25 protein-coding genes are annotated in these 23,929 nt (G+C 61.0%); 12 read left to right on the forward strand and 13 right to left on the reverse strand.

Annotated features, from left to right (window positions below):
- Positions 1–17 precede the first annotated feature (17 nt).
- The 3 genes from GA0004734_RS18485 to GA0004734_RS18495 are packed head-to-tail and all read left to right on the forward strand — an operon-like array spanning position 18 to position 1,997.
- Positions 18–302: a WGR domain-containing protein gene (locus GA0004734_RS18485; protein WP_092936775.1), complete on the forward strand. Its 285-nt coding sequence runs from the start codon at positions 18–20 to the stop codon at positions 300–302.
- On the forward strand, positions 247–1,521 hold the full coding sequence (locus tag GA0004734_RS18490) for a PAS domain-containing protein (protein WP_245292541.1): 1,275 nt from the start codon (positions 247–249) through the stop codon (positions 1,519–1,521). Before GA0004734_RS18485 ends, GA0004734_RS18490 begins: the two co-directional genes overlap by 56 nt.
- Positions 1,518–1,997 (forward strand): response regulator, encoded by a 480-nt coding sequence (locus GA0004734_RS18495; RefSeq protein WP_092936779.1) that lies wholly within the window; start codon positions 1,518–1,520, stop codon positions 1,995–1,997. The genes GA0004734_RS18490 and GA0004734_RS18495 overlap by 4 nt, the downstream gene beginning before the upstream one ends.
- Positions 1,998–2,147: 150 nt before the next feature.
- On the opposite strand, the gene GA0004734_RS18500 is transcribed toward GA0004734_RS18495, so the two are convergent.
- From GA0004734_RS18500 to GA0004734_RS18515, 4 genes are all read right to left on the reverse strand, one after another.
- Positions 2,148–4,460, reverse strand: coding sequence for a PAS domain S-box protein (locus GA0004734_RS18500; protein ID WP_175386557.1), 2,313 nt, complete (start codon positions 4,458–4,460; stop codon positions 2,148–2,150).
- A 164-nt stretch (positions 4,461–4,624) separates the two neighbouring features.
- Positions 4,625–6,217 carry an FAD-dependent oxidoreductase gene (locus GA0004734_RS18505; protein WP_092936783.1) on the reverse strand — a complete coding sequence of 531 codons (1,593 nt, stop codon included), beginning with the start codon at positions 6,215–6,217 and terminating at the stop codon, positions 4,625–4,627.
- A gap of 91 nt (positions 6,218–6,308) precedes the next feature.
- Complete coding sequence (locus GA0004734_RS18510; RefSeq protein WP_092936785.1) at positions 6,309–7,031, reverse strand: hypothetical protein; 723 nt, start codon at positions 7,029–7,031, stop codon at positions 6,309–6,311.
- Between the two features lie 30 nt (positions 7,032–7,061).
- The gene (locus GA0004734_RS18515; RefSeq protein WP_092936787.1) at positions 7,062–7,859 is read right to left on the reverse strand and encodes an NAD-dependent epimerase/dehydratase family protein; all 798 of its coding nucleotides are present in this window, start codon (positions 7,857–7,859) and stop codon (positions 7,062–7,064) included.
- Between the two features lie 124 nt (positions 7,860–7,983).
- On the opposite strand from GA0004734_RS18515, the gene GA0004734_RS18520 reads away from it, so the two are divergent.
- The 7 genes from GA0004734_RS18520 to GA0004734_RS18550 all read left to right on the forward strand — a co-directional run bounded on the left by GA0004734_RS18520 (position 7,984) and on the right by GA0004734_RS18550 (position 14,642).
- Positions 7,984–8,718, forward strand: a complete 735-nt coding sequence (locus GA0004734_RS18520; protein ID WP_092936789.1) for a FadR/GntR family transcriptional regulator — start codon at positions 7,984–7,986, stop codon at positions 8,716–8,718.
- A gap of 70 nt (positions 8,719–8,788) precedes the next feature.
- Positions 8,789–9,694: a 5-dehydro-4-deoxyglucarate dehydratase gene (kdgD, locus tag GA0004734_RS18525; protein ID WP_092936791.1), complete on the forward strand. Its 906-nt coding sequence runs from the start codon at positions 8,789–8,791 to the stop codon at positions 9,692–9,694.
- A gap of 1 nt (position 9,695) precedes the next feature.
- Complete coding sequence (locus GA0004734_RS18530) at positions 9,696–10,844, forward strand: mandelate racemase/muconate lactonizing enzyme family protein (protein WP_092936793.1); 1,149 nt, start codon at positions 9,696–9,698, stop codon at positions 10,842–10,844.
- Entirely contained in the window at positions 10,844–11,731 is an 888-nt protein-coding gene (locus GA0004734_RS18535) for an amidohydrolase family protein (RefSeq protein WP_092936795.1), read from the forward strand. The genes GA0004734_RS18530 and GA0004734_RS18535 overlap by 1 nt, the downstream gene beginning before the upstream one ends.
- A 50-nt stretch (positions 11,732–11,781) precedes the next feature.
- On the forward strand, positions 11,782–12,756 hold the full coding sequence (locus tag GA0004734_RS18540; protein WP_092936797.1) for a TRAP transporter substrate-binding protein: 975 nt from the start codon (positions 11,782–11,784) through the stop codon (positions 12,754–12,756).
- Between the two features lie 84 nt (positions 12,757–12,840).
- Entirely contained in the window at positions 12,841–13,362 is a 522-nt protein-coding gene (locus GA0004734_RS18545) for a TRAP transporter small permease (RefSeq protein ID WP_092936799.1), read from the forward strand.
- Entirely contained in the window at positions 13,362–14,642 is a 1,281-nt protein-coding gene (locus tag GA0004734_RS18550; protein WP_092936801.1) for a TRAP transporter large permease, read from the forward strand. Before GA0004734_RS18545 ends, GA0004734_RS18550 begins: the two co-directional genes overlap by 1 nt.
- Before the next feature lie 399 nt (positions 14,643–15,041).
- On the opposite strand, the gene GA0004734_RS18555 is transcribed toward GA0004734_RS18550, so the two are convergent.
- Complete coding sequence (locus GA0004734_RS18555; protein WP_092936803.1) at positions 15,042–16,013, reverse strand: 3'-5' exonuclease; 972 nt, start codon at positions 16,011–16,013, stop codon at positions 15,042–15,044.
- 94 nt (positions 16,014–16,107) lie between these two features.
- Here GA0004734_RS18555 and GA0004734_RS18560 point away from each other — a divergent pair, with 94 nt between their 5' ends.
- On the forward strand, positions 16,108–16,314 hold the full coding sequence (locus tag GA0004734_RS18560; protein WP_092936805.1) for a hypothetical protein: 207 nt from the start codon (positions 16,108–16,110) through the stop codon (positions 16,312–16,314).
- A gap of 140 nt (positions 16,315–16,454) precedes the next feature.
- The gene (locus tag GA0004734_RS18565) at positions 16,455–16,622 is read left to right on the forward strand and encodes a Thivi_2564 family membrane protein (RefSeq protein WP_092936807.1); all 168 of its coding nucleotides are present in this window, start codon (positions 16,455–16,457) and stop codon (positions 16,620–16,622) included.
- Positions 16,623–16,771: 149 nt separating this feature from the next.
- Here GA0004734_RS18565 and GA0004734_RS26700 read toward each other — a convergent pair whose 3' ends face one another.
- From GA0004734_RS26700 to GA0004734_RS18600, 8 genes are all read right to left on the reverse strand, one after another.
- Complete coding sequence (locus tag GA0004734_RS26700) at positions 16,772–16,897, reverse strand: hypothetical protein (RefSeq protein WP_280949517.1); 126 nt, start codon at positions 16,895–16,897, stop codon at positions 16,772–16,774.
- A 133-nt stretch (positions 16,898–17,030) separates the two neighbouring features.
- Positions 17,031–17,411, reverse strand: coding sequence for a PRC-barrel domain-containing protein (locus GA0004734_RS18570; protein WP_092936809.1), 381 nt, complete (start codon positions 17,409–17,411; stop codon positions 17,031–17,033).
- A gap of 129 nt (positions 17,412–17,540) precedes the next feature.
- Positions 17,541–18,656: an ABC transporter ATP-binding protein gene (ugpC, locus tag GA0004734_RS18575; protein WP_092936811.1), complete on the reverse strand. Its 1,116-nt coding sequence runs from the start codon at positions 18,654–18,656 to the stop codon at positions 17,541–17,543.
- 3 nt (positions 18,657–18,659) lie between these two features.
- A complete protein-coding gene (locus GA0004734_RS18580; RefSeq protein WP_092938157.1) occupies positions 18,660–19,490 on the reverse strand; it encodes a carbohydrate ABC transporter permease in 831 nt (276 codons plus the stop codon).
- A gap of 8 nt (positions 19,491–19,498) precedes the next feature.
- On the reverse strand, positions 19,499–20,431 hold the full coding sequence (locus GA0004734_RS18585) for a carbohydrate ABC transporter permease (RefSeq protein ID WP_092936813.1): 933 nt from the start codon (positions 20,429–20,431) through the stop codon (positions 19,499–19,501).
- An 83-nt stretch (positions 20,432–20,514) separates the two neighbouring features.
- Positions 20,515–21,774: an ABC transporter substrate-binding protein gene (locus GA0004734_RS18590; RefSeq protein ID WP_092936815.1), complete on the reverse strand. Its 1,260-nt coding sequence runs from the start codon at positions 21,772–21,774 to the stop codon at positions 20,515–20,517.
- A gap of 36 nt (positions 21,775–21,810) precedes the next feature.
- Positions 21,811–22,992 (reverse strand): PLP-dependent transferase, encoded by a 1,182-nt coding sequence (locus GA0004734_RS18595; protein ID WP_092936817.1) that lies wholly within the window; start codon positions 22,990–22,992, stop codon positions 21,811–21,813.
- A complete protein-coding gene (locus GA0004734_RS18600) occupies positions 22,989–23,663 on the reverse strand; it encodes a FadR/GntR family transcriptional regulator (RefSeq protein ID WP_092936819.1) in 675 nt (224 codons plus the stop codon). Before GA0004734_RS18600 ends, GA0004734_RS18595 begins: the two co-directional genes overlap by 4 nt.
- Positions 23,664–23,929: the final 266 nt, after the last annotated feature.

Here is a 23,929-nt window from a genome sequence, read left to right on the forward strand (position 1 = left end):
CGGGCGATTCTCGCCGCATGAACCAGCACCCCTATTATCTCTATATCGAACGCACCCAGCCGGCGAAAAACATGGCCCGGTTCTACGCCCTGTCGATCGAGCCTTCCTTGTTCGGCAAGACGTCCCTCGTCCGCCGATGGGGGCGGATCGGGACGACGGGGCACGAGAAGATCCACTTGTTCGAGGACGAGGCAGCAGCCGTCATGCTCTTCCTGCAGGTCGCACGGCAGAAGCGGCAGAGAGGGTATGGTCCGAGACCCGCCACATCCAGCCGGATGCCTGCCGCGTATTGTCCATCATAGTCGATCACGTTCGCTCGCAGTTCCGCAGAGTGTCAGATGGCCGGAACAAACGGCGCTATGTGGCATTATGAGTGGCCGTTGTAATTGCATCCTTTCGGCGCCTGGAGTACGCATGAGCCAGAAAGATGATTGGCACCTGACGGAAATTCTCGATTACGAGCATGGCCGGGGTGACCCCTTTGCTGCTGCTGTGCGGGCAACCCGCATGGCGATGGTCATCACGGATCCTTCGCAGCCAGACAACCCGATCGTGTTCTGCAACGAAGCTTTCCAGAATCTCACTAGATATAGTCGTGAAGATATCATCGGTCGTAATTGCAGGTTCCTGCAGGGTGTCGATACGGATAAAGACAGCGTTGCGAAAATCCGGTCTGCCATAAAGGCGCAGGAGAGCATTCACATCGACCTGCTGAACTACCGGAAGGATGGCTCCACCTTTTGGAATGCTCTGTTCCTCAGCCCGGTTCGCGGCGAGAGCGGAGATGTTCAATTCTTCTTTGCGTCACAGCTCGATGTGACGGATCGCGTGATGGCACACGAGACGATTGCCGCGCAGAAGGCCGCCGTCGACAGAGAGGTCAAGCGTCGCACGGCAGATCTGGAAAAAGCGCTGGAAGCCAAGACACTGCTGCTTCACGAGGTCGATCACCGGGTCAAGAACAACCTCACCATGATCGGCGCTCTCTTGCGGCTGCAGGTGCGGGCGATCGACGATGCCGATATCCGGGTAAAACTCGAAACGATGATGGAGCGGATCGACGCGCTCGCGACGGTTCACCGCCGGCTCTATCAGGCCGATGATGTGACGCGTTTCGACGTCGCGGCCTTTGCTGCGAACCTTGCCTCGGATGTGATTGGCGCAAGCGGACGCAGTAATATCCGGTTGAAATGCGATATCGAACCGATAGAGGTGCGCTCCGAGCACGCATCGGCGCTCGGACTGATCCTGAACGAGGTATTGACCAACGCCATCAAGCATGGCCTGCGCGAGAACCGTGCAGGATCCGTATCGATCATTGCGACCCGTAATGACGAGGAAGCTCAGCTTTCGATCGAAGACGACGGGGTGGGACTGATCATGAACCCCGCATCCAGCGGTCTCGGTCACGCCCTGATCAAACGCCTGTCGCCTCAAAGCGGCACAACTGTCGCGTGGGACCGTTTGCCGACGGGCACGCGCGTGACGTTGCGCATACCGGAAATGGAGCAGACATCATGACCCCCTCCCCTCCCGCCTTCAAGGCCCTGCAAGTTCTCATCGTCGAGGACGAACCGTTGCTGGCCATGGATGTGGAAATGATGGTTGAAGAAGCCGGGCACACCGTCGTCGGCGAAGCTGCTTCTCTCTACGAGGTGGAGGCCATGGAAACCGAGCCGGCGCCAGATCTCGCGCTGGTCGATATGCAGCTTGCCCGGGGCACGAACGGCCTCGACGTCTCGAAGCTGATCCAGGATAGATGGCCTTCCGCTGTAATCGTCTTCGTCACGGCAAACCCGAAGAAGATTCCTGCGGATTTTTCCGGAGCCCACGGTGTCATAGCCAAGCCCTTCTCTCGGAGCGGCTTCCTGTCGGCGCTCAACTATCTCGGCGAAGGCATCGCAGACCCGCCACCGGCATCGAGCCAGCCGTCGAGCTTTGTTGCTGCACCGGCCGTACTGGAAGTCTGGGCAGTGCGGTCACACATCGGTCGGTAGGTGGCGGTTCAAGCTGGGCAGGGCTGGGCTACGTCGTTGCCCTGGTGTTTTTAGGCATTTTCATAGACTTTGCGAACGCGTAGCTGACGCGATCTCAGTCGTTAGCGCTTTTTCTTCCTGAAGGACCGACTACCGCCGCAGGGCGACGGCTCACTCCGTCTGCTGCAGCTGCGTCAGCAAAGCTGTCATCTTCACGACGAGACCCGTTGGTGCGTAGTCGACATCGACGCCACCGGCGCCGGCCAGCCCCATGCGCAGCAGCTTCGTGCCGAAACCCTTGCGCTCCGGCGGCGTAACGATCGGACCATCGGTCTCCTGCCATGTCATGTGCAGCGCCCGCTCCACGCCCTTTCCGTCGATGAACCAATCGATTGCAACGCGACCGTGCTCGTTCGACAGGGCGCCGTACTTCACCGCGTTGGTGCCAAGCTCATGTAGCAACAAGGCAAGCGACAGGGCACCCTTCGGGCCGACGATCGTCCGGGGGCCGCGCAGATCGACCCGGTCCGCAGGTGCCAGACTCTCGAGCGTTGTCGCCATGATCGCCTGGATCGGTGCGGAATCGTGATTGTCGTGCAAGAGGACGTCGTGAGCCCGACTGAGAGCATGGAGCCGCTTCTCAAAGGTCCGCACATGAGCCTGCTCGGTCACCGGACGCAGCGTCTGTGTTGCAATGGCTTGGACCATGGCCAGCATATTCTTCAGCCGGTGCGCCATTTCCCGGTTGATGAGCTCCTTTTCCGCCTCGACCATCTTGCGGTCCGAGATGTCGGTGACCGCGACGACCGCGCCCGAGAGATCTCCGGAAAGGTCCTTTATCGCCTCGCCCACGATCGAGATCCAGGTCTTGCTGCCGTCCGGCCTGTGATAGAGCACCTCTACCGTTGCGCTGTCGCATTCGCGAGCCATGATGCGGGCCAAAGGATAATGCTGCGGATCGAACGGCGATCCATCGTGATGGGTGGCGACGAAGATATCATATTCATCCACCGACTGCGCGGCCGTCGCGTCGCGACCCAGCAACTGCTGCGATCGCTCATTCTGGAGGATGATCCGGCCCGTCGGCGCTTCCGCAAGAAGCACGCCGACCGGCATGGTATCGATGATGGTCGAGAGTTGCCGCTGCTGTTCCCGCAATTCTGCTTCTAGCTTCAGGCGCGCGGTCACCTCAACGAAGAGAACGACGAAACGCTCCGCATCGAGCGGCTGGGCATGACCCTCGTACCAACGGCCTGTCGTCCCGACCTCCCGCACAAAGATGAGCGGTTCGTCGGAGCTGACGACAGCTGCAAATGCCGGGATCCACGCGTCTTCGCTGCCGTGGAAAACCTCGTGAACGGTTCGCCCGACGGCGGAGGAAGGGGCAATGCCGACCAGCTCTCCCCAAGCGCGGTTGACCTCGATGTAGCGCCAGTCGATCACGTGACCGTCCGCATCGCGGATGAGCTCTCCGAGAATGAAACCTTCTTCAAGCTGCTCGAACAGGCCACGCCAGTGCGCCTCGCTCTTCTGCAGGCGCTCCTCCGCCAGCTTGCGCGCCGTCACGTCGGAAAAGACGGACGCGATGCGATCCGCGCCGATCCGGCGAATGCGGTTCTCGAACCACTTTCCGCCGATTTCGTTTGCCTGGTTCAAATGCACGATCGGCTCGCCGAGATCGAAGACCGACCGATAAGCAGGCATCATGTCATCGAGCACGTCGGGCGCAATCTGCGACAGGGTGGCGCCAAGCACCGTGTCGGGTATCATGCCCGTCAAACGCTGGAAGGCCGGATTGATATCCTCGAAGCGGATATCGACGATGTCACCTGTTGCATCACGCACGGCGCTCGCAACATAGTAGCCTTCCTGCATGTCACGGAACAGCGAACGATACATGAGTTCGGAGACACCGACCTCGATCTGCTTCTCGACGACCTTTGCCAGTGTTTCCAGCGTAAGTCGGTCGCGCGCCGTCCAGAGATGCGGCTGTGTATCGATCGCCGCAAGGGCGCCGATGAGTTGCCCATCCGGCAGGCGAATGGGAACGCCGAGATAGGCGACGACGCCGAGATCATCGATCGCCATGTTGTCGCGCACGAGGTCGTTCAGGCGCGCATCCTCGATCGTCAGCACGTCATTCGTGGCCACGACATGCTGGCAGAACGAGTGTGTGATGGGAGTTTCGCCGCGTGCGGCCCACGGTTCGGGCAGGCCGCAATGACCGGCGAAGACCTGACGATGCTCATCGACGATGGAGATGATGGCTACGGGGACATCGAGCGCCGCGCGGACATGCTCGGTCAGATGCCCGAACTGTTCATTTCCGGCCTTGTCGAGAAGTCCACTGCGACGGATCGCGGCGATGCGTTGGGCGGCGAGTTCTTCGGCGTTCATCCTGACCTTGTCGACCTTGATACGGCCGATCTTCCCGGACCCGCGCCAGAGGGACAATCCGGTGGCTGCGATGTTCGGCTCAGACATACGGCCAAACGCCAGTATTTCAAGCATCTTCTGAAGGAAGAAACCTCAGTGGATGCACGATCAGCGAAAACCGCGGCAAAAATGTCGTATCGCCTATCGCGTCCGCGTTCACTGACCTTGCCCCACGACCTGCCCCAAGCGGCGCCGGTCGTTTTGGCGGGCGATCAGAACTTCAGGATCTGCCCGGCAGACGACAGCTTCTTGCGAAGATCGGTTACGTTGACCTTGTTGACATTGCCGGAAGGCGCCAGCGCCGCCGCAGCTCCTGCCGCCTGTCCCAGCACCATGAATGTCGGTTCGACGCGAACGGACGTGAAGGCGGCGTGGCTTGAGGAAATCGCGACGGGAACGATGAGGTTGGTCACCTGCGCCGCTTTCGGCAGCATGGCGCGGTATGGGATCTCGTATGGACCGACGCCGATGCCATCGCGGGATTCATCGGCAATGTAACCATTCAGGACCGTTCGGATCATCCCGTGCTCGTCCATCGGATAGAAGCCGAGACCGATCGTGTCGGAGAAAGTGGTTTTTTGCATCAAATTTCTTTGTGTCAACACAAATTGGCCAACGAGACGTCTCGCTTGACGGACATACATCTGACGGGGAAAGCCGCCGTTATCGACAAATTCATCTGCGCAATAACCGAACTTGGACGTGTAGTCTCGCACATATTGCGGGACACGCGGGTCTGTTTGCCCAAACCATAGTAACCCCTCAATGTGGTTGCGCACCATATTGCGGATTTCACTACGTTTGGCTTCGTTGCCAGTCGTATAGTCGTACCCGATATGCCAGACATTGGTAGAAAAGAAGGGTGTTGAATTGACATCCTGCTTCCCGCGTACCGTACTGCCGTAGCCTATGAAATAAGCCTGATCGATGCCGATCCCCGCAGGCTTGTGAGCGGCAAGGAACCGGGCTGTCGTCTCGTATCGCAACGGATCGTAATTGGGAGGCTTCGAAAACGGAATACGATTATTCGCGTCATTCGTCACGCAGAGCCGGTAGTTAAATGCCATCATGCTGGTATCGGCTGATCCCAAAGGCTTCTGGCCGACTCCGATAACGCCTGGAAGCAGCCCGCTGCTGCGATCTCCGGGAATGACGTACGGGTCGACCATAATGGACTTTCGGCTGACATACGGCCGCGCAAGCTTCTGGACGCCAGCAGCCGTTTCACCATACTTCGAACGGCTTTCCCGTCCAGCAATGGTATCGACGAAAGCTTTGAGCATCAGGTCGCCTTCGTAGCTGGCGTCGATGAACACGCTTCCGCAATAGGTCTTGCCGGAGACCATCGCAATCTCAGTGATTGCTTTGTTGACCTTCGTGGTCTTCAGTATGCGTTGCTGGAACTCGACCTTGACCTTCGCAGTGGCAAGCATGGATTTAAAGGTCGATTCCGCCCATTTCGACTCGAAATAAATGCGGATCGGGTCCGGCGTGCCGTAATAGGCTTTCGCCTTGGCCAGAAACTCGGCGGTAATGCCGCCATAAACATTCTTGCGCGGCGAAGCGTCGGTCTTGGTCAGTCCATTGGACATCATGCCGCCGATATGGGCTGTCGGCTCAAGGAGGATGACGGATTTCTTCAGGCGCGCCGCCTGTATCGCCGCGGTGATGCCCCCCGGTGTTCCGCCGTAAACGACGACATCGGCACGCTGGCAACCAGCCGCCGCAGCCTGGGCACTTCCAAACATCAGAAAAAGCCCCAGAACGAAACAGGCGCGCTTTATCTGCAAAACAATATCCACCATATTCGATAACCCTCACCTGATGGAGGATTATCGAATATCTTCAGAAAAGACAACTACTGGGAGAGTTAATCCACGTTAGAGTCTGGAAGACCTACTCGACGATAACCAGACTCCACGTTGTTCGCCCGAGCGAAATGGAAACGGTCGCCGGTGATGGAATGGTAAGGCCTCCGCAGAGGGAGCCCGTGGTGACGACAATGCCTTGCCGTAGTGTCCCGGCGGCACGCCCAGCCTCATTGGTATAGGCGACGAGCGCTGCCAGAGGATCTTTGTCCGGGTGCGTACCCGGGGCGTCGAAAAGATGTTGGTCGCCTGCGGTGACGCGAAGGTCGTCCACCCGGCCTTCATCCAAAACATCGGCGTTGAGCGACGGCCCGAGGCGGTAGCCTGCGTTGCTCATGAGGTCTGCAACCAGAAGTGCCGTGCGCCCCTGAGGGCCGCCGGCATAGCGACTGCGAACCAACTCGATTCCGATATGGACGGCAGCGATGGCGTCCCTGATCTCCTCCCGGTCGTAGGGCTCGGCGCGGACCGGAAGATCTCGACCAAGAACGAGCGCAATCTCTACCTCCAGCTTCAGCCCGGGCTGATACGGAAAGCTTGCCGCTCCGGTCACGGACAGCAACGGCGCGCTCAGCACACCGTCGCTTCGAAGGGAAAGTTTGTACCCCTTTGGCTCGATGCGCAGGCGACCCAGTATCGCGGACTGGATCGCATAGGCCTCAGCCAGCTCCGGTTGCGGCACGGTGTCGATGTCGACGCTTCCACCGTTTTGAATGGCCTCTGCCAGGATATCCGCCAAATCCATGCGCATGTCTCTCTCGCTTGCCTGCTTCCGACCGACCTAGCGATCCCGATGGATCGGCTCTGCCACAAAAGGCCCGCCCTGGTAAAGCGAAGCGGGATCGTCTTTCGGCGGCATGGGTATCGCAGCGTCGAGTTCGGCCCGGAATGTTTCTGCATTATCCTTCGGACGCCATCCGAGATAGGCGGCCGCGCTGTTGTCCCACCACGAGCAGTCGTTGTCCGAAACACCCCAGATGATCGGGCAGCCGAGTAACGGCGCATGAAAGACCCGCCCGATCAGCGCTTCGAAATCGTCGAACGACATCCAGGTTGCGAGCATGCGGTGGTTCCGCGGCTTTTCGAAGCAGCTGCCGATGCGGACCAGTGCCGTCTCCTGCCCGAATTTCTCGTAGTACATCCGCGCCAGGGCTTCGCCGAAGCATTTGGAGACGCCATAAAGTCCATCAGGACGCATTGGTGATGTCGTGTCGATGTGCTCGTCCTGCCGGTAGAAGCCGATCGTGTGGTTGGAGCTCGCAAAGAGAATGCGCGGCTGACCGTGTGCCTGTGCCGCCTCGTATAGATTGTAGAGGCCGGCGATGTTGGCGTTGAGGATTTTCGAGAACGTGTCCTCCACCGAGATGCCGCCAAGGTGCAGAATGCCATCGCACCCTTCGACCAGCGCCATCACGGCGTCGGCATCGCCGAGGTCGCACGGCATCAGCTCTTCGTTCGGCGCAGCGTCTCCGAGGTCGGCAATGTCGGACAGTCTGACGATGTCGGCCATCTTGCCCAGGCGCTCGCGCATCGCGCGGCCCAACCCGCCCGCAGCGCCGGTTACCAGCAGTCGTTTCAACGGTCATTCCTCCTGTGTTGCCAAACTTATCATACAGGCTGCTGGTATCGCGTCAACACATCGGCTATATCAGTGGCAGCGGATGCACGTATACTGCATTGAATACCAGTCGGAGACGCGAAGAATGAACAAGGCCCGCGCCACGGGAGGCACCCTGACGGCAAGGCTCGGAGAAAGCCTGCGCACAGCCATCGTGGACGGTCGCTTTCCGCCCGGCACCAAGCTTCCGAGCGAGGCGCAACTGGGCAAATCGCATGGCGTCAGCCGTACAGTGGTGCGCGAGGCCATCGCCAGCCTGCGCGCCGACCGGCTGGTCGATACGCGTCAGGGCGCCGGCGTCTTCGTGCTGGAGCCACCGCAGCTCTTGGTGCCGGCTGCTCTATCTTTGCAGTCGATCGATCCGGCGCGCGTCTCCTCCATGATCGAGGTTCTGGAGCTTCGGACAGCCGTTGAGGTCGAGTCTGCTGGGCTTGCAGCCCTTCGGCGCTCTCCGCTGCAGGAGGAAGTGATTCTGGAGCGGCATTACGCGGTTCGCGCCTGCCTCGAAGCAGGCACCTCGAGTTCGGAGGCAGATTTCGCACTCCATCTCGCCATTGCAGAGGCCACGAACAATCCGCGTTTCCGCGATTTCCTCTCGATGATCGGCTCCAACGTCATCCCGCGAGCGGCCTTGCGCACAGGTGACGAGGAGACCGACCAGACGGCCTATCTCAAGCTGATCGATGAGGAGCATCGCGCTATCGTGTTCGCGATTTCGAACGGCGACGACGACGGCGCGCGCGAGGCGATGCGCCGTCACTTGCGCGGGAGCCAGACGCGCTATCGCTCGCTCCTGCGCGAGAACAGAAAAGCTGTATGACAGGTTATTGACACACGTCTGACGAACTTGTAGACCTCGGGATGCCGGAGGAGGCAAAGAGGACATACTGATGAACCCGCAAGACGTAAAGGTCGCGCTTGGCGCTGGCCTGTTGTCATTTCCCGTGACCCATTTTGATGGAAACGGAATTTTCCAGGCCGAGAGCTATCGTCGGCATGTCGAGTGGCTGGCCGGTTTCCCGGCGCCCGTTCTGTTTGCAGCCGGTGGGACGGGCGAATTCTTCTCGCTCGCTCCACGCGAAATTCCCGACATCATCCGCGCCGCGAAGGAAGCGGCCGGCAAGACCGCCATCGTGTCCGGCTGCGGCTATGGCACCGAGATCGCGATTGAAATCGCGCGCAGCGCGGAGAAGGCAGGCGCCGATGGCATTCTGCTTCTGCCGCATTACCTGATCGATGCACCGCAGGACGGCATCTTTGAGCATGTCCGGCGCGTCTGCCAGTCGGTCGGCGTCGGCGTCATGGTCTACAACCGCGACAATTCGGTCATACAGGTCGATACGCTGCAGAAGCTCTGCGACGCCTGCCCCAACCTCGTCGGCTTCAAGGATGGCACGGGCGATATCGGTCTCATCCGCCAAATCTCCGCCACCATGGGCGACCGGCTGACGTATCTCGGCGGCATGCCGACAGCAGAATTGTTCGCGGAAGCCTATCTGGCGGCGGGCTTCACCACCTATTCCTCCGCCGTCTTCAACTTCGTGCCGAAGCTCGCGGTGGAATTCTACGACGCCCTGCGTGGCGGTAACCGTGCGCGCTGCGAAACGATCCTGAAGGATTTCTTCTATCCCTTTATGGCGCTCCGCAGCCGTCGCAAAGGCTATGCCGTTGCCGCCGTCAAGGCTGGCGTGCGGCTGCAGGGCTTCGATGCCGGCGCGGTTCGCTCGCCGCTCTCGGACCTGACAGCCGAGGAAGAGGGCATCCTCGACAGGTTGATCGACCCCTGGAGGCGTTGAGGTGAAGATCGCTGCGGTCCACACCCATCTGCTGGAATACCGGCTGCCGACGCCGTTTGAAAGTGCATCCATGCGGTTCGACCGTCGGGCGCATATCCTGGTGGAGGTAGTCTGTGACAACGGTCTCGTCGGCTGGGGCGAATGCCTCGGCCCTGCCCGGCCCAACGCGGCCGTGGTCAAGGCCTATACCCAGTGGCTGATCGGCGCCGATCCGCTGGAAACAGAAAAGATCTGGGCCGTGCTCTACAATGCGTTGCGCGATCAGGGCCAGCGCGGCCTTGCCATCACGGCGCTCTCCGGTATTGACATCGCGCTCTGGGATATCAAGGGCAAGCATTTCGGCGTGCCGGTTTCCACCCTGCTAGGCGGCCGCTTTCGCGAGAGCGTCAAAGCCTATGCCACGGGCAGTTTCAAGCGCGACGGCGTCAACCGCCTTGATGACAATGTCGCTGACATCACTCGCTACCAGCGCGAAGGCTTCCACGCCAGCAAAATCAAGATCGGCTTCGGCGTAACAGAAGACCTGGCGATCGTGCAGGCCGTGCGCGATGCCGTCGGCCCGGACTTCCGCATCATGGTCGATGCCAATCATGGCTACGATGCGCTGGACGCCATCCGCTTCGGTAATGCTGCGGCCGAACTCGATATCGACTGGTTCGAGGAACCTGTCGTGCCCGAGCAGCTTGCCGCCTATCGCGAAGTCCGCGATCGCCAGCCGATCCCCGTTGCGGGCGGCGAGACGTGGCACAGCCGCTGGGGCATGCGCGAACCCATCGAAACCCGCGCCGTCGATATCCTCCAACCCGATCTTGCGGGCACCGGCGGCTTTACGGAGGCCCGGAGAATCGCAGATCTTGCCGCGCTTCATGGCGTGCGCGTCGTGCCGCATGTCTGGGGAACGGCGGTGCACATCGCCGCAGCCCTTCAGTTCATGGCGGCGATAGTGCCGAGCCCGGTGCGCGTCAATCCTGTGGAGCCAATTCTCGAATTCGACCGCACGGAAAACCCGTTCCGGCAGGCCGTGGTGAAAACACCGATCGATCATGTCGATGGTGTCGTCACGATCCCGAATGGCCCTGGCCTCGGCATCGAGGTCGATCGCGATGCGCTGGCCGAATATCGCATGCCCGACGCAGGAAAGGACATCTAATGCTCGTCAGACCTCTTTCAGGGCCAGCACCGAGAATCGCCTTCCCTGCAGGCTCCGTCGATTCGCAAATGCATATGTATCTGCCCGGATATCCAGCGCAGCCGGGTGGTCCTGATCTTCCGGCGGGTAGCCTGCCCGACGCCGATCAATACCGCGCCTTCATGCGCTGGCTCGGCATCGATCGCGTCATCATCACACAGGGCAATGCCCATCAGCGCGACAACGGCAACCTCATCGCCTGCCTGACGGAGATGGGCGACGTCGCCCGCGGCGTTGCCGTCATCGATGCCGAGACGAGCGAAGGCGAACTCGATCGTCTCTCGGCTGCGGGCGTCGTCGGTGTGCGCATCATGGATCTCCCGGGCGGCGCCGTCGGCCTCGATGCTCTGGAAGCGGTCGATGCCAAGGCTGCAAGCCGTGGCTGGATGCTCGCCGTCCAGTTCGACGGCAACCGTATCCTCGACCATGTCGACCGGCTGAAGGCGCTCAAATCGCGCTGGGTGTTCGATCATCACGGCAAGTTCTTTGCTGGTGCCGCACCGGATGGCGCCGAGGTGACTGCCCTGCGAGGGCTGCTGGATGGCGGTCGGTGCTGGTTCAAATTCGCCGGCGTCTACGAGTCCTCCCGGTCCGGTGCACCTGATTACGTCGATGTCGCCGGCTTTTCGCGTGTTCTGGCAGTGCACGCGCCGGAGCGCATCGTCTGGGGCAGCAACTGGCCGCACAATCTGGCGAAGACGCAGGATGCCTATCCCGACGACATTGCTCTGGCCGACACGGTTCTGAGCTGGATCGGCGACGAAGCGGCCATCCGTCAGGCGCTGGTCGATAATCCAGAGGAACTGTTCGGCCTTCCCGCATGGCAGGCGGTCGAAAAGAGAGTTTGACGCGACCCGGCAGAGGAGAGCCGGATTTCTTGAAAAGGTGGAGGAAACACATGAACATTGCAGGCAAGCTGATCATGGCGCTGGGCATCGCCCTCGCCGCATCGACCGCACAGGCGCAGGAAATTACCCTGCGTTCCGCGGACATCCATCCCGACGGCTATCCGACCGTCGAGGCGGTCAAATATATGGGGCAGTTGCTCTCGGAACGGTCGAACGGCCGGATCAAGATCGAGGTGTCCAACAATGCCGTTCTCGGCAACGAGAAGGACACGATCGAGCAGACGCGCTTTGGCGTGATCGACATGAACCGCGTCAACGCCGCGCCGTTCAACAACCTCGTACCGGAAACGACGGTTCTTGGTCTGCCATTCCTGTTCCGCTCCACCGAGCATATGCACCATACGGTGGACGGACCGATCGGCGATGAAGTGCTCAAGGCTTTCGAGCCGCACGGCCTCGTCGGCCTTGCCTTCTATGACAGCGGCGCCCGCTCGTTCTACACCACCAAGAAGCCGATCGAGAAACTGGACGATCTGAAGGGCATGAAGATCCGCGTCCAGCAATCCGACCTCTGGATTGCCATGATGCAGGCCTTCGGCGCCAACCCGACACCCATGCCGATGGGCGAAGTCTACTCGTCGCTTGAAACCGGCGTCGTGGATGGTGCCGAGAACAACTGGCCCTCCTACGAGTCCGCTCGCCACTACGAAGTTGCCAAGAACTACACGCTGACCGAACACTCCCTGAACCCCGAGATCCTCGTCATTTCCAAGATATCCTGGGACAAACTGACGCCGGAAGACCAGACGCTCCTGCGCCAGGCCGCCAAGGATTCCGTCGGCAAGATGCGGGAACTGTGGTTGGCGCGCGAGAAGGCTTCCGAAGAGAAGGTTCGCGCCGCCGGCAACAACATCATCAAGGTCGACAAGAAGCAGTTCGCCGATGCGATGAAGCCCGTCTACGACCGCTTCGTTACCGAGCCTGCCATGAAGGACCTGCTCGAGCGCGTACAGGCCGTTCAGTAAAACCGCTTTCGACAGGCCCCTGACCGGGGCCTGTTTTCGCATGCCGGCCGGGGCTTTCCACCGGCTCTTTGGGAGGTTTCTGCAATGCGGCATTTCATGTCGTCAGTAAGGCGCGTTCTGGCCCTACTCAATCGGACGGCGATCTATCTCGCCGGCCTCGGGATCATCGCGATGACGCTGATCATCGGCTGGCAGGTTTTCGCGCGCTATGTGCTGAACGACACGCCGAGCTGGTCGGAGCCGCTGTCGCTGCACCTCATGTCCTGGTTCATCCTGCTGGGTGCCGCCGTCGGCGTGCGCGAAAGCGTGCATCTGGGCCTTGATCTCGTGCACCACATGGTCCCGCCCGCCGTTCAGAAACTGATGGATCAGGTCAGCCTCGGCCTCATCACGCTCTTCGGCATCGCCATGACCTATTATGCCATCCTCTTGGCAGCCGGCACATGGACCGCGCGCATTCCTGTTCTGGGCTGGCCCGGCGGAGTGGATTTCATTCCCATGATCGTCGGCGGCGCGTTGATATCGCTGTTTGCAGCGGAGCGCTTCGTCGATGTGTCCCTCGGTCAGGAAGTCACCGACGTTGTCGTGCTGACGGAGGTTGCGTAATGGCCTATACCGTACTCTTCGGAACCTTCGTCACGCTGATGTTCATCGGCATGCCGATCGCCTTCTGCCTCGGCATCGCATCGGTCGCCACGGTGCTCTACATGGGCTTGCCGCCGATCGTCGTATTCCAGCAAATGAATTCCGGCATGAACGTCTTCGCGATGATGGCGATCCCGTTCTTCATCTTCGCGGGCGACCTGATGGTGCGCGGTGGCATCGCCACCCGGCTGATCCGCTTTGCGGCCGGTCTCGTCGGCCACCTCAAGGGCGGCCTCGGGCAGGTCAATATCGTCGCCTCGACCCTCTTCGGCGGCATCTCCGGGTCGGCGGTCGCTGATGCCTCCGCCGTCGGCGGGCTGATGATTCCTCAGATGGCCGCGCGCGGCTACGATCGCGGCTATGCCGTCAACGTCACCGTCAACGCCGCCATCATTGCGCTGATGATTCCCCCGTCGCACAACATGATCCTCTATTCGATCGCGGCCGGCGGCAACGTTTCCGTTGCCGACCTCTTCACGGCCGGCATCATCCCCGGCATGCTTCTGGCCGGCGCCCTCATGATCACGGCCTATATCGTCGCACGCCGCCGCGGCTATCCGTCGGAGCCTTTCCCCGGCTTCTCGCGACTCGGCTACTACCTGCTTGCATCCTTCCCGGGCCTTCTCCTGATCGGCATCATCTTCGGCGGCGTACGCTCCGGTGTCTTCACGGCCACGGAAAGCTCCTGCATCGCCGTGCTCTACGCCTTCCTCGTGGCCACGCTCGTCTACCGCGAACTCGATTGGGCCGGTTTCATCGAAGCTGTTCTGGGTGCCGCGCGGACGACGTCCATGGTGCTGCTCGTCATCGGCACGGCGGCCTCGTTCGGATGGCTCATGGCCTTCCTGCAGGTGCAGACCCTGATGATCGGCGCGATCAGCGCCATCTCCGACAATCCGCTGATCGTCCTGCTCGTGATCAACATCCTGCTGCTGTTGCTCGGCACCTTCATGGATATGGCACCTCTGGTGATCATAGCGACGCCGGTGCTTCTGCCCGTCGTCAAGGCGTTCGGTGTCGATCCTGTGCATTTCGGGGTGGTGATGATCCTGAATGCCGGCATCGGGCTGAACACCCCACCCGTGGGAACGGTGCTCTTCGTCGGCTGCGCCGTCGGGGGAATTTCGATCCGCGAAGCAATGAAGACGATCTGGCCGTTCTTCGGCGCGAGCGTCGCGGTGCTGTTGCTCGTCACTTACATTCCCGCGCTCTCCCTCTGGCTCCCGGCCGTTTTCCGATAGCGACCACGTATCGTCACCTATTCCCGCGCCCTGCATTTCGCGATGCAGGGCGTTTTCGCATGCGCCAAACGCTTGGAAAGGTAATGGACGCCGAAGCCGGTGATCGAAACGGTCACGCTCAAGCAACAAAAACGAGAGACCTCCAGAAACGGAAAAGCCTGCCGCGGGAGGAGGTGCGGCAGGCTTTCCGAAAAAACCGAACATTGGCTGGGAGGAGGAGTGCCGATGTTCGAACAGACGTCCCTGGGAGGAGGAGAGGAGCGTCTGAGGAACGAAGCTTTGCGGGAGGAGGTGCATCGCTTCGTTGACGAGTAATATACGGATCCTGTCGGGATATCCCAGAGCTGTCTTTGCAGTGCAGCCATGCAATAGAAGCAGGACTCTAAAAAGGGGTTCGGATCAGGCACGAAAACGGTCGAAGGCCGTTAGCCGCCGCATCGGCGGATCGGCTTCGGGATAGCGGTAGATCTCGCTGCGCAGGAACCGCAGTTCCTCGTCTACCGCCTCTTCGGCGATCTCGATCCACCAGGATTTCGGTCGCCCGTCGCTGCCGTCCGCCCAGCGATAGCCGCGTGCCTTCAGGTGATCCTTCATGTCGAAGGGGCTGTGCTCGGCATAGATGCGCACGCGGCTGGCGTGGCTTGCCTCCTGCAGTTCGGCAAACGCCGTGGGAACGCCATCGACCGCACGGTTCAGCACTTCGAGAAGCGCGAAGCAATCGTCCACCGCCCGGTGCCCCTCATGAAAGAAACCGGCCTGACCGATAAGATAACCGAGCTTGGTGCCCTCATAACCGCGTGCCGACCAGTCGATCTCCGCATTCGAGCAGGCCCATGCCTTGCGTTCGAAGACCGGGTGGAAGGTCTCGCAGAATGGCCGGTCGAAGGCTGCGTTATGGGCAATGATCAGGTCGGCGGGAGCCACCATGGCTTCCAGAGCCGCCACGTCGATCTGCTGCCCCTCGACCATCTCGTCCGTGATCCCCGTCAGACGCGTGATCTCCGGAGGAATAGGTGCCAGAGGTTGCCGCAAGCCACCGAAGACGCTGGTGATGTCCCCGATGTCTCCATTCGAATGATACGTAAACGCGATGGCGCCGATCTCGATGATCTCGTTGCGGCGATGATCGAGTCCGGTCGTTTCCGTATCCAGAATGACGCCGCGCAGCGGAAAGCCGGGCCTCGGCTCCGTGGTGACCGCGCGTGGCTCCAGCTTGCGCAGGATCCGGTAGCGTCCGGTACCGGTCAAGTGCTCGACAAGGTTCGCTTCCGCCGCCGGGCCGGACGACAAGAGCGTCGGTCGCGCGCGTCGCGTCGCCGGTCGCGCCGTCTCGCGCGCTTCATGCGCAAACATATCGAACTGCACTGCCATCGGCCGCCTCTTATGCCCGTCTCGTCCTTTGAGTCTATCGGGACTCGTTCAGATCAGTATAACCCGATGACAGGTCAACGTCAGGAGCAAGCCCGTGGAAACCACCGAAATCGGCAGCCGCAGCGACTTTGCGCTCTGGGCGATCCAGCGCGCACAGGAGATCGTCACCAGCGAGGGCGCCGCCTTCGCGATTGCCGCGCGCGACATGAACGACGACGCTCTGGCCACCACCGCCGCAGCGCTGGGCACGGCGATTTCCGAGGCGATGCTTGAAGTCTTCGACGGGCTGATCGGCGACTGAGTGTGCGAATCGACGGCGATCGTGAAGTTTCCATCGATTTCAGACGGATACGCCCTTCCCTTCACAGGGAACCGCTATATCTCAACCTTCAGCGTCCTGGAGGCTTTTCCCGGAGGCCTTGAATGTAAGGAGTTGGGGTTATGGGAAGTTCTGCACTGATCAGCATCCTGATCACGTTTCTCGTCGTTGTTCTGGTTCTCTATCTCGTCGCACGCCTGCCGATCGACGGACGTGCGAAGCAGATCGTCCAGATCATCGTCATCATCATCGGCATCATCTCGCTACTGAAGTATCTCGCCGTCTTCTAGGCGACGTGTGATCGACGAGACCAAACAGGTCCGGCCTTCCGCCGGGCCTGTTTTCGTTTGTGTTACGCGCGCTTCTCAAACGAACGTCTCATGGGCATCCGCTTTCCCAATGACCCAGTAACCAGCTGCGCGGACCGTCCGAGTCATGGCTACGAGTTGATCAAGGCCGTTGAGGAGAGGCCGGGCAGAAAACGGTCGATGCCGAGACCATCGAGGCGATCGCCTCGGCGCTGGATGCGGCCGCGAAAGCCATCGAGCGCAGCTGAAAACATCATGTTACGTACGACGCTTTGGACGATCGAGAGAGCACGACGATGTCGAGCCCTGCTCAAAGCTAAGCCGGCCGCGCGAAGGGGCCGGTTTCCGATCTCCGAGGCGAAAGCAGCCGGTCGCCTGCGTTCGTTCCGATCAATCGTCGTAGATAGGCAATTGTGCAGCAGCGGCGGCATCAATATCAACGACCAGACGCAGACCGTCCTGCCTGACCTTGTCGAGGGTTATCACCCGATCCTCGCGGCCGAGATTGGCGCTGCGTTCGAAATCGATGGCCACGCCGGTCGGCGTCGTCTTGTCGCTACCCACGACGTCTTCGATCTCGCCGATCTTTTCACCGGCCGCGTTGTAGACGTTCATGCTTTCCAGATCGTCCGCCGTGACGTTGAAGCCCGGAATCATCGTCTTTCCCGACACGTCGACCGATGCTGTCGCAGGAGCCTGCGCAAAGGCGACGCCGGCGCCAGCAAAGAGAGTGAAGGTCGCGGTTGCGATGAAGATATTGCGCTTTGTCATGGTGACTCCGTCTTGTGGGATAATGACGCAGACCACGATCGGCGCAGTCTGCAGCCTGGAGAAGACGCAAACCACCCGATAGGTTCCCCTAAAGACGTCGCTCGACGATCACGAGACCGCGTGTGACAATCACGACGCGGTCAGCGACGAGACCACGCTCCCTTCCAACGGGCCGAGTCCAGTCCGCTGACCATCCGGGCCGAAGAGATGCAAGCGCTCCGCGGGAAAGCCGACCGTCAGGTCTGTGCCCGGTGCCAGAAGCGCCCGGTCGCTGGTGAAGATCTTGAACGGCAGCCCATGCACCGTGAGGTGGAGAATGATACCCAGGCCGGTCGGCTCGATCAGTTCGACGGACGCCGCAACGCCTCCGGTCACGGGGCGAATGGCGACATGCTCGGGACGGATGCCGAGCGTGACGGACGTTCCCTCGGCCAGGTCCACCGTCTGCCCCAGCGAGATCGTCGTTCCGTTGGTCAGGCGCACGAGGCTCGTCCCGTTATCAGAGGCCATCGTGCCTTCCAGCATGTTCATGCCCGGCGAGCCGATGAAGCCCGCGACGAAGAGATTGGCAGGCCGGTCGTAGAGTTCGAGCGGCGCCCCGATCTGCTGCACCGAACCGGCATTCATCGCGACGATGCGCGATGCGAGCGTCATCGCCTCGATCTGGTCATGCGTGACGTAGACCGACGTCGCGCCGAATTCGGCATGCATGCGCTTGATCTCGGCCCGCATCTGTTCGCGCAGGCGCGCATCGAGATTGGACAATGGTTCATCGAACAGGAAGGCCTTTGGCTGGCGCACGATGGCGCGACCCATGGCGACGCGTTGGCGCTGGCCGCCGGACAGCGCCTTCGGGCGACGGCCGAGGAAGGGGTCGAGGCCGAGCTTGGCGGATGCGGCGGCAACGGCGGCGGCGATCTTCTCCTTCGGCGTGCGGCGCAGGCGCAGGCTGTAGCTCATATTGTCGGCAACGGTCATGTGCGGATAGAGCGCGTAGGACTGGAACACCATGGCGATGTCGCGGTCCTTGGGTTTCAGGTCGTTGACCTCGCGCTCGTCGATCGACATCGTCCCGGACGAGATCGATTCCAGTCCCGCAATCATCCGCAGCAGGGTCGATTTGCCGCAGCCGGAGGGGCCGACGAGAACGATGAACTCACCGTCCTCGATCGACAGATCGACGCCGTGGAGTACCGGGTGGTCTCCATAGGTCTTGACGATATCGCGCATTTCGATGGAGGCCATGGATTATCCTTTCACCGCGCCGGCCGTCAGGCCCTGCACGAGATACCGCTGGATCAGGAGGAAGAAGAGGCAGGCCGGCACCAGCGCCATAACGCCCGCCGCCATCATCTGCCCGAAATCGACGGAGAATTTCGACACGAAGGTGAGAAGCCCGACCGGGAATGTCGCGCTGTCGTTGCCCGAGATCAGCATGAGCGCGAAGAGCAGTTCGCTCCACGCGGCCGTAAAGACGAAGCCGAGCGTGGCGGCGATGCCGGGCAATGTCAGCGGCAGGATGATCTGGCGAAAGGCTGTGAACCGGCTTGCCCCGTCGATCATCGCGGCATCCTCCAGATCCCTCGGAATGCCATCGAAGAAGGACTGCATGAGAAAGGTCGCAAACGGCACGTTGAAGGCAGTGTAGACGATGATCAGGCCGGTGAGACTGTTTGTGAGACCGAGTGGCGAGAGCATCTTGAAGATCGGCGCGACCAGCATGACCAGCGGAAACATCTGGGTGATCAGCATCAAGGCCACGACCGCATATTTGCCTCGGAACGTAAAGCGGGAGAGCGCATAGCCTGACAGAGACGAGATCAGCGTGACCGCCAGCGCCGTGGATCCTGCAACGATCAGGCTGTTGCGGAAGAAGACCGGGAACGCGCTGTTTTCGAGAACGTAGCGATAATGCTCGAGCGTCGCATGCGATGGCCACATTCGCACGCCCTCGCTGTAGAGCAGATCGTTCGGCGTCACCGACACCTTGAGCAGCCAGTAGAGTGGGAACAGCGCAAAGACGACATAGGCAAGAATGGCCAGGCGATGCGCGATGGTGAGAAGGATGCTCATGCTCATGCCCATGCTCAATCCTTCTCGATCAGGCGCTGGCGGATGACCACGATCACCATGGAATAGGCGAGCAGCAGCACGAGCAGCACCAGCGCGATGGCGGAGGCATAGCCGAAATCGAGCCGCTTGAACGCCTGCGTGAAGATGTAGCTGGCGACGATCTGGGTGCGGTCGGCCGGGCCGCCATTGGTCATGACGATGATGAGATCGGCGAAATTGGCGATCCAGACCGTTCGCAGGAGGACCGTGATGGCGATGGTCGGCGCGAGGAAGGGCAGCGTTATCGAGGTGAAGCGCTGCAACGGATTGGCGCCGTCGATCGCAGCTGCCTCATAAAGATCGCGCGGAATGGCTTGAAGTGCGGCGAGAAGCGTGATCGCGAAGAACGGAATGCCCCACCAGACATTGGCAATGATCGGTCCCCACATGGCGAGCTGCGGATCGGCGAGGATATTGTTCGGCGCAGACAGGATACCGAGGGAGACCATCCAATGCGGCAAAGGGCCGATGACGGGATTGAACATCCACGCCCAGTTGAGCCCGGCAAGGAAGGTGGGAACGGCCCAGGGCAGGAAGACCAGCGCCTGTGCAAGGCCGCGCCCTGCAAACGGCTTGTCAAGAAGCAGAGCCAGAATGAGGCCGAAGAAGAACTGGAGGAAGACGGACGCGCCGGTCCACCAGAGCGTGTTGCGCAGCGCCCGATAAAATGCCGTATCTTGCGAAAGTTCGCGGAAATGATCGAGCCCGACGAACCCGCCCGAGAACGGATTGAGCAGCTGGATATCGCGGAACGCGTAGGAGAGCCCGAGCACCAGCGGCACCAGCATGACGGCGATGATGAGGACGAGCACGGGAGCCGTGTAGAGCCATGGCTCAGCGGCATCGGCAAGCCGGCTTGCGAAAGGCTTGCGCGGGCGCGGGCGGCTGCCGGTCGTGGAAGGGGTCATGGTCTCGTCACCTGGAGGTCGGTGCTGTCGTGAAGGCGGCAACCGGCGCGCCTGGAAAGCGCGCCGGGCGTCTCGACGGAAAATTACTTCGAGGCGAGGAACTTCTTCTGCGCCTTCGTCATGTAGTCCGCCCACTGCTTGCCAAGCTCTTCCGGCGTGATATCGCCGAGCAGCGCTTCCTGCGAGGTCTTGATCACCAGCGAGTCCTTGAAGAAGGCGAATTCCTCGAGATAGGTCGGCATGGTCGTCGGCACGGCATTCGTGTCGGCAAGCTCCGCAAACCAGCCCTTGAACTGTTCGCTTTGATAGAACGGATCCTTCTCGGCGGTCGTCAGAGCCGGCAGGGCGCCGGTCTTCTTGTTCCACTCGATATTGCCTTCCGGCCCTTCGAGCGTCGAGATGAGCTTCCAGGAGAGATCCTTGTTGGCAGACGAGGCCATCATAGACCAGCCTGCAAAACCGATGGTCGGGAAGGTCTTGCCATCCGGGCCTTTCGGCATGGTCATGACGCCGAAGTCCTCGGCCTTCATGCGCTGCGCAATCGCGATCAGGGCGTCCGGATCCTGATCAAGGAAGGCGCAGGTGCCGGAGTAGAATCCGGCGACGATCTCGTTGAAGCCCCAGTTGACGCTGTCCTTCGGAGCATAGCCATTCTTGTAGAGATCGACCACATAGGTGAGGCCCTTGATCCAACCGGGGCTGTCGAAAGTCGAGGTGCCGTCCTCGTTGAAGAAGCTATTGGAGCCGGCCATGCTGGCGCCGAACATGACCCAGCCGTTCAACCCGCCCGGGCCGCCGCGCAGGCAATAGCCGTACTTGCCGGGAATGGCCGAAACCTTCTTGGACGCCTCGGCGAAGTCTTCCAGCGTCTTCGGCGGCTCGGTGACGCCGGCCTGTTCGAGCAGCTTCTTGTTGTAGAACATCGCCCGGAGATAGAAACCGTAGGGCAGCATGTAGGCCGTGTCCTTGACATCGCGGCCGAGTTCCAGCGTGCGGGCGCTCAGGTCCTTGGTGTATTCCCACTCCTTCAAGTAGGGCTCCAGGCTCTCCAGCATGCCGTTATTGGCGTAGAGCGACAGCCATGTGTCCGGCATTTCGATGACGTCCGGCACGTCGCCGGCCGAGACCATGGTCGCGAACTTCTGGAAGGCATCGCTCCAGGGCAGCGAGACGATCTCGACCTTGGTACCCGGATTGGCGCTTTCGAACTTGGAAACGATGCTTTTCAGCGTCTCGGTTCGCTCCGGGCTGGTGATGACCTCGACGAGCTTCAGGGTGGTATCGGCCAGCGCCGTGCCGGCCATGAGGGCTGTGAAGAGTGTGGCTGCGATCAGGCGTTTCATGCTGTTCTCCCTTTTTTTAATGTGTGAATGACAGTCTCAGGCCGCAGTGGTTGATGTCGCGGCGTGGATGGCGGGCTCCAGATCGGCCCAGAGCGCTTCGGTTCCCTCCAGCCCTACATGCAGACGGACGGAACGGGCGCTGATGCCGAAGGTGTGTGCGGAATTTGGCTGCGCCTTCTGCTCCAGTACGACCTCGCCGGGAACGATCAGGCTTTCATGCCCGCCCCAGGACACGCCGAGCTTGAAGAGCCGAAGCCGGTCGGCAAAAGCCCTGACATCGACACCCTCGCGGAAGATGAAGGAGAAGAGGCCGGACGTGCCGTTCAACCCCGGCGGCAGGCGGTTGGCAAGGCCGGGATGGCACACGGTCTCCACGGCATCCATCGCCTGAAGACGCGTCGCGATCTCCAGCGCGGATGCCTGATGCTGCTTCATGCGGATCGGCAAGGTGCGCAGACCCCGCACGATCAGCCAGGCGTCGAACGGCGAGAGCTTGCCGCCGAGATAGGGATAGGCCTCGCCCCGAATACGGTCGATGAGCGCCTTTGGGCCTGCCACGACGCCGGCGACGACATCGCTATGTCCCCCGAGATATTTTGAGGCCGAATGGAGCACGAGATCGCAACCGAGCGACAAAGGCTGCTGGAAGATCGGGCTCGCCCAGGAATTATCGATGACCGAAATAGCGCCGTGACGGCGGGCAATCCCCGCAAGCGCACCCACGTCATGCGCCTCCATCACCCAGCTCGTCGGGCTTTCCATGTAGAATAGTTTTGCACCCGGCATCGCCGCCTCGACCGCCGCCTCGTCGCGACCGTCGACATAGGTAACAGCGATGTTCATGCGCTTGAAGAAGGTGCCGAACAGGCGAAAGGCGTCGGGGTAGAGATGGCGGACGGCGACGATCCGGTCCCCGGGCTCGACGAAGGACAAGACCGTCGAGGAGATCGCAGCCATGCCGCTCGCAAAACCAAGCGCATCTTCCGCCCCTTCGAGCTTCGCCAGCATTTCCTCGAACAGGCGGACGGTCGGGTTCAGGCCACGGGTATAGACCGGCCGGCTGCGCTCGCCCCGATAGGTCGCGACCATCTCGTCATAGCTCGAAAAGGTGAAAAGCGAGGTCTGCACGATCGGCGGCACGACGGCCTCGAAAGCATGGGTCTCGTCATGGGCGACGATCAGCGAGGCGGGATCGAAGAGATCGTGGCCTGGGGTCATTTCGACATGTCCTTGATATCTTCCTCGACGATGGCGAGGATCTTCAGTGTTTCCGTCCGCGCAGCCTCGGCGTCGCCTGCGGCGATCGCATCAAAGAGCGTCCGGTGGAAGGGAAAAGAGCGCGCCGCAAAATCCGGCCGGTCGAACGGCTTCGACCAGAAGCGCTCGAAACCGCCGCGCATCTGTTCGAGCAATTGCCGAAACAACGGGTTGTGAGTGGCGTCGTAGATCGAGAGGTGGAATGCGAGATCGGCCTTGCCTGATGTGCCCTCGGCAAGATGCACGGTCTCCATTTCGTCGAGGCGGGCTTCGATGGTCTCAAGGTCCGTCTCCGTCCGGCGGCGGGCGGCAGCCATGGAGGCCTCCACCTCGATGCCGCGGCGAACTTCGAGCGTCATCAACAGCGCGTCGCGAAGGCCGACGGTTTCGAACGAGAGCGGCATATGGACCGTGCCGGCGGAAATTGGCTTCAGCAGGTAGTTGCCGCTGCCCTTGCGGCTCTCGACGACTCCCAGCGCCTGAAACTTGCCGATCGCCTCGCGGATGGTCGATCGGCCGACACTGAGCGCCAGCATCAATTCGCGCTCGGCTGGCAATCTGTCCCCAGCCTTGAGGCCAGCATGCTCCACATACTGCGCCAGCGCCGTCTCGACCTGCTGCGCCCGGTTCATCGGCGGCAACGGCGCGATCCGCGTCGGTGAACGGGGCGACGCACTCACGACAGGAACTCGGTCAAAAATGATTGGTCTGACATCCTGCCAATTGAAGATGGCTGTGATGGTTTGTCAAGATGCTGCCGTCGGAAGCTTTATGCTTTTTGCTCATCGATATCTCACGACCCAAGGATGTCTGCCGTAGACTGACGGTTGTGTCACCCATCAGCGATGGCCCCGCCGGTAGCTGCGACGGCAATCGCGTCGAGCTTCCGGATATTGCC

Source organism: Rhizobium sp. 9140 (genome assembly GCF_900067135.1).
GTDB lineage: Bacteria > Pseudomonadota > Alphaproteobacteria > Rhizobiales > Rhizobiaceae > Ferranicluibacter.

Coding starts and splice junctions, on each gene's coding strand:
- GA0004734_RS18495 (WP_092936779.1), top strand. CDS start 1,518: ATGACCCCCTCCCCTCCCGCCTTCAAGGCCCTGCAAGTTCTCATCGTC.
- GA0004734_RS18545 (WP_092936799.1), top strand. CDS start 12,841: ATGCGGCATTTCATGTCGTCAGTAAGGCGCGTTCTGGCCCTACTCAAT.
- GA0004734_RS18580 (WP_092938157.1), bottom strand. CDS start 19,490: ATGAGCATGAGCATCCTTCTCACCATCGCGCATCGCCTGGCCATTCTT.
- GA0004734_RS26700 (WP_280949517.1), bottom strand. CDS start 16,897: ATGATGTTTTCAGCTGCGCTCGATGGCTTTCGCGGCCGCATCCAGCGC.
- GA0004734_RS18570 (WP_092936809.1), bottom strand. CDS start 17,411: ATGACAAAGCGCAATATCTTCATCGCAACCGCGACCTTCACTCTCTTT.
- GA0004734_RS18590 (WP_092936815.1), bottom strand. CDS start 21,774: ATGAAACGCCTGATCGCAGCCACACTCTTCACAGCCCTCATGGCCGGC.
- kdgD (WP_092936791.1), top strand. CDS start 8,789: ATGAACCCGCAAGACGTAAAGGTCGCGCTTGGCGCTGGCCTGTTGTCA.
- GA0004734_RS18585 (WP_092936813.1), bottom strand. CDS start 20,431: ATGACCCCTTCCACGACCGGCAGCCGCCCGCGCCCGCGCAAGCCTTTC.
- ugpC (WP_092936811.1), bottom strand. CDS start 18,656: ATGGCCTCCATCGAAATGCGCGATATCGTCAAGACCTATGGAGACCAC.
- GA0004734_RS18565 (WP_092936807.1), top strand. CDS start 16,455: ATGGGAAGTTCTGCACTGATCAGCATCCTGATCACGTTTCTCGTCGTT.
- GA0004734_RS18510 (WP_092936785.1), bottom strand. CDS start 7,031: ATGCGCATGGATTTGGCGGATATCCTGGCAGAGGCCATTCAAAACGGT.
- GA0004734_RS18600 (WP_092936819.1), bottom strand. CDS start 23,663: ATGAACCGGGCGCAGCAGGTCGAGACGGCGCTGGCGCAGTATGTGGAG.
- GA0004734_RS18595 (WP_092936817.1), bottom strand. CDS start 22,992: ATGACCCCAGGCCACGATCTCTTCGATCCCGCCTCGCTGATCGTCGCC.
- GA0004734_RS18540 (WP_092936797.1), top strand. CDS start 11,782: ATGAACATTGCAGGCAAGCTGATCATGGCGCTGGGCATCGCCCTCGCC.
- GA0004734_RS18505 (WP_092936783.1), bottom strand. CDS start 6,217: ATGGTGGATATTGTTTTGCAGATAAAGCGCGCCTGTTTCGTTCTGGGG.
- GA0004734_RS18550 (WP_092936801.1), top strand. CDS start 13,362: ATGGCCTATACCGTACTCTTCGGAACCTTCGTCACGCTGATGTTCATC.
- GA0004734_RS18555 (WP_092936803.1), bottom strand. CDS start 16,013: ATGGCAGTGCAGTTCGATATGTTTGCGCATGAAGCGCGCGAGACGGCG.
- GA0004734_RS18500 (WP_175386557.1), bottom strand. CDS start 4,460: ATGTCTGAGCCGAACATCGCAGCCACCGGATTGTCCCTCTGGCGCGGG.
- GA0004734_RS18520 (WP_092936789.1), top strand. CDS start 7,984: ATGAACAAGGCCCGCGCCACGGGAGGCACCCTGACGGCAAGGCTCGGA.
- GA0004734_RS18485 (WP_092936775.1), top strand. CDS start 18: ATGAACCAGCACCCCTATTATCTCTATATCGAACGCACCCAGCCGGCG.
- GA0004734_RS18490 (WP_245292541.1), top strand. CDS start 247: ATGGTCCGAGACCCGCCACATCCAGCCGGATGCCTGCCGCGTATTGTC.
- GA0004734_RS18535 (WP_092936795.1), top strand. CDS start 10,844: ATGCTCGTCAGACCTCTTTCAGGGCCAGCACCGAGAATCGCCTTCCCT.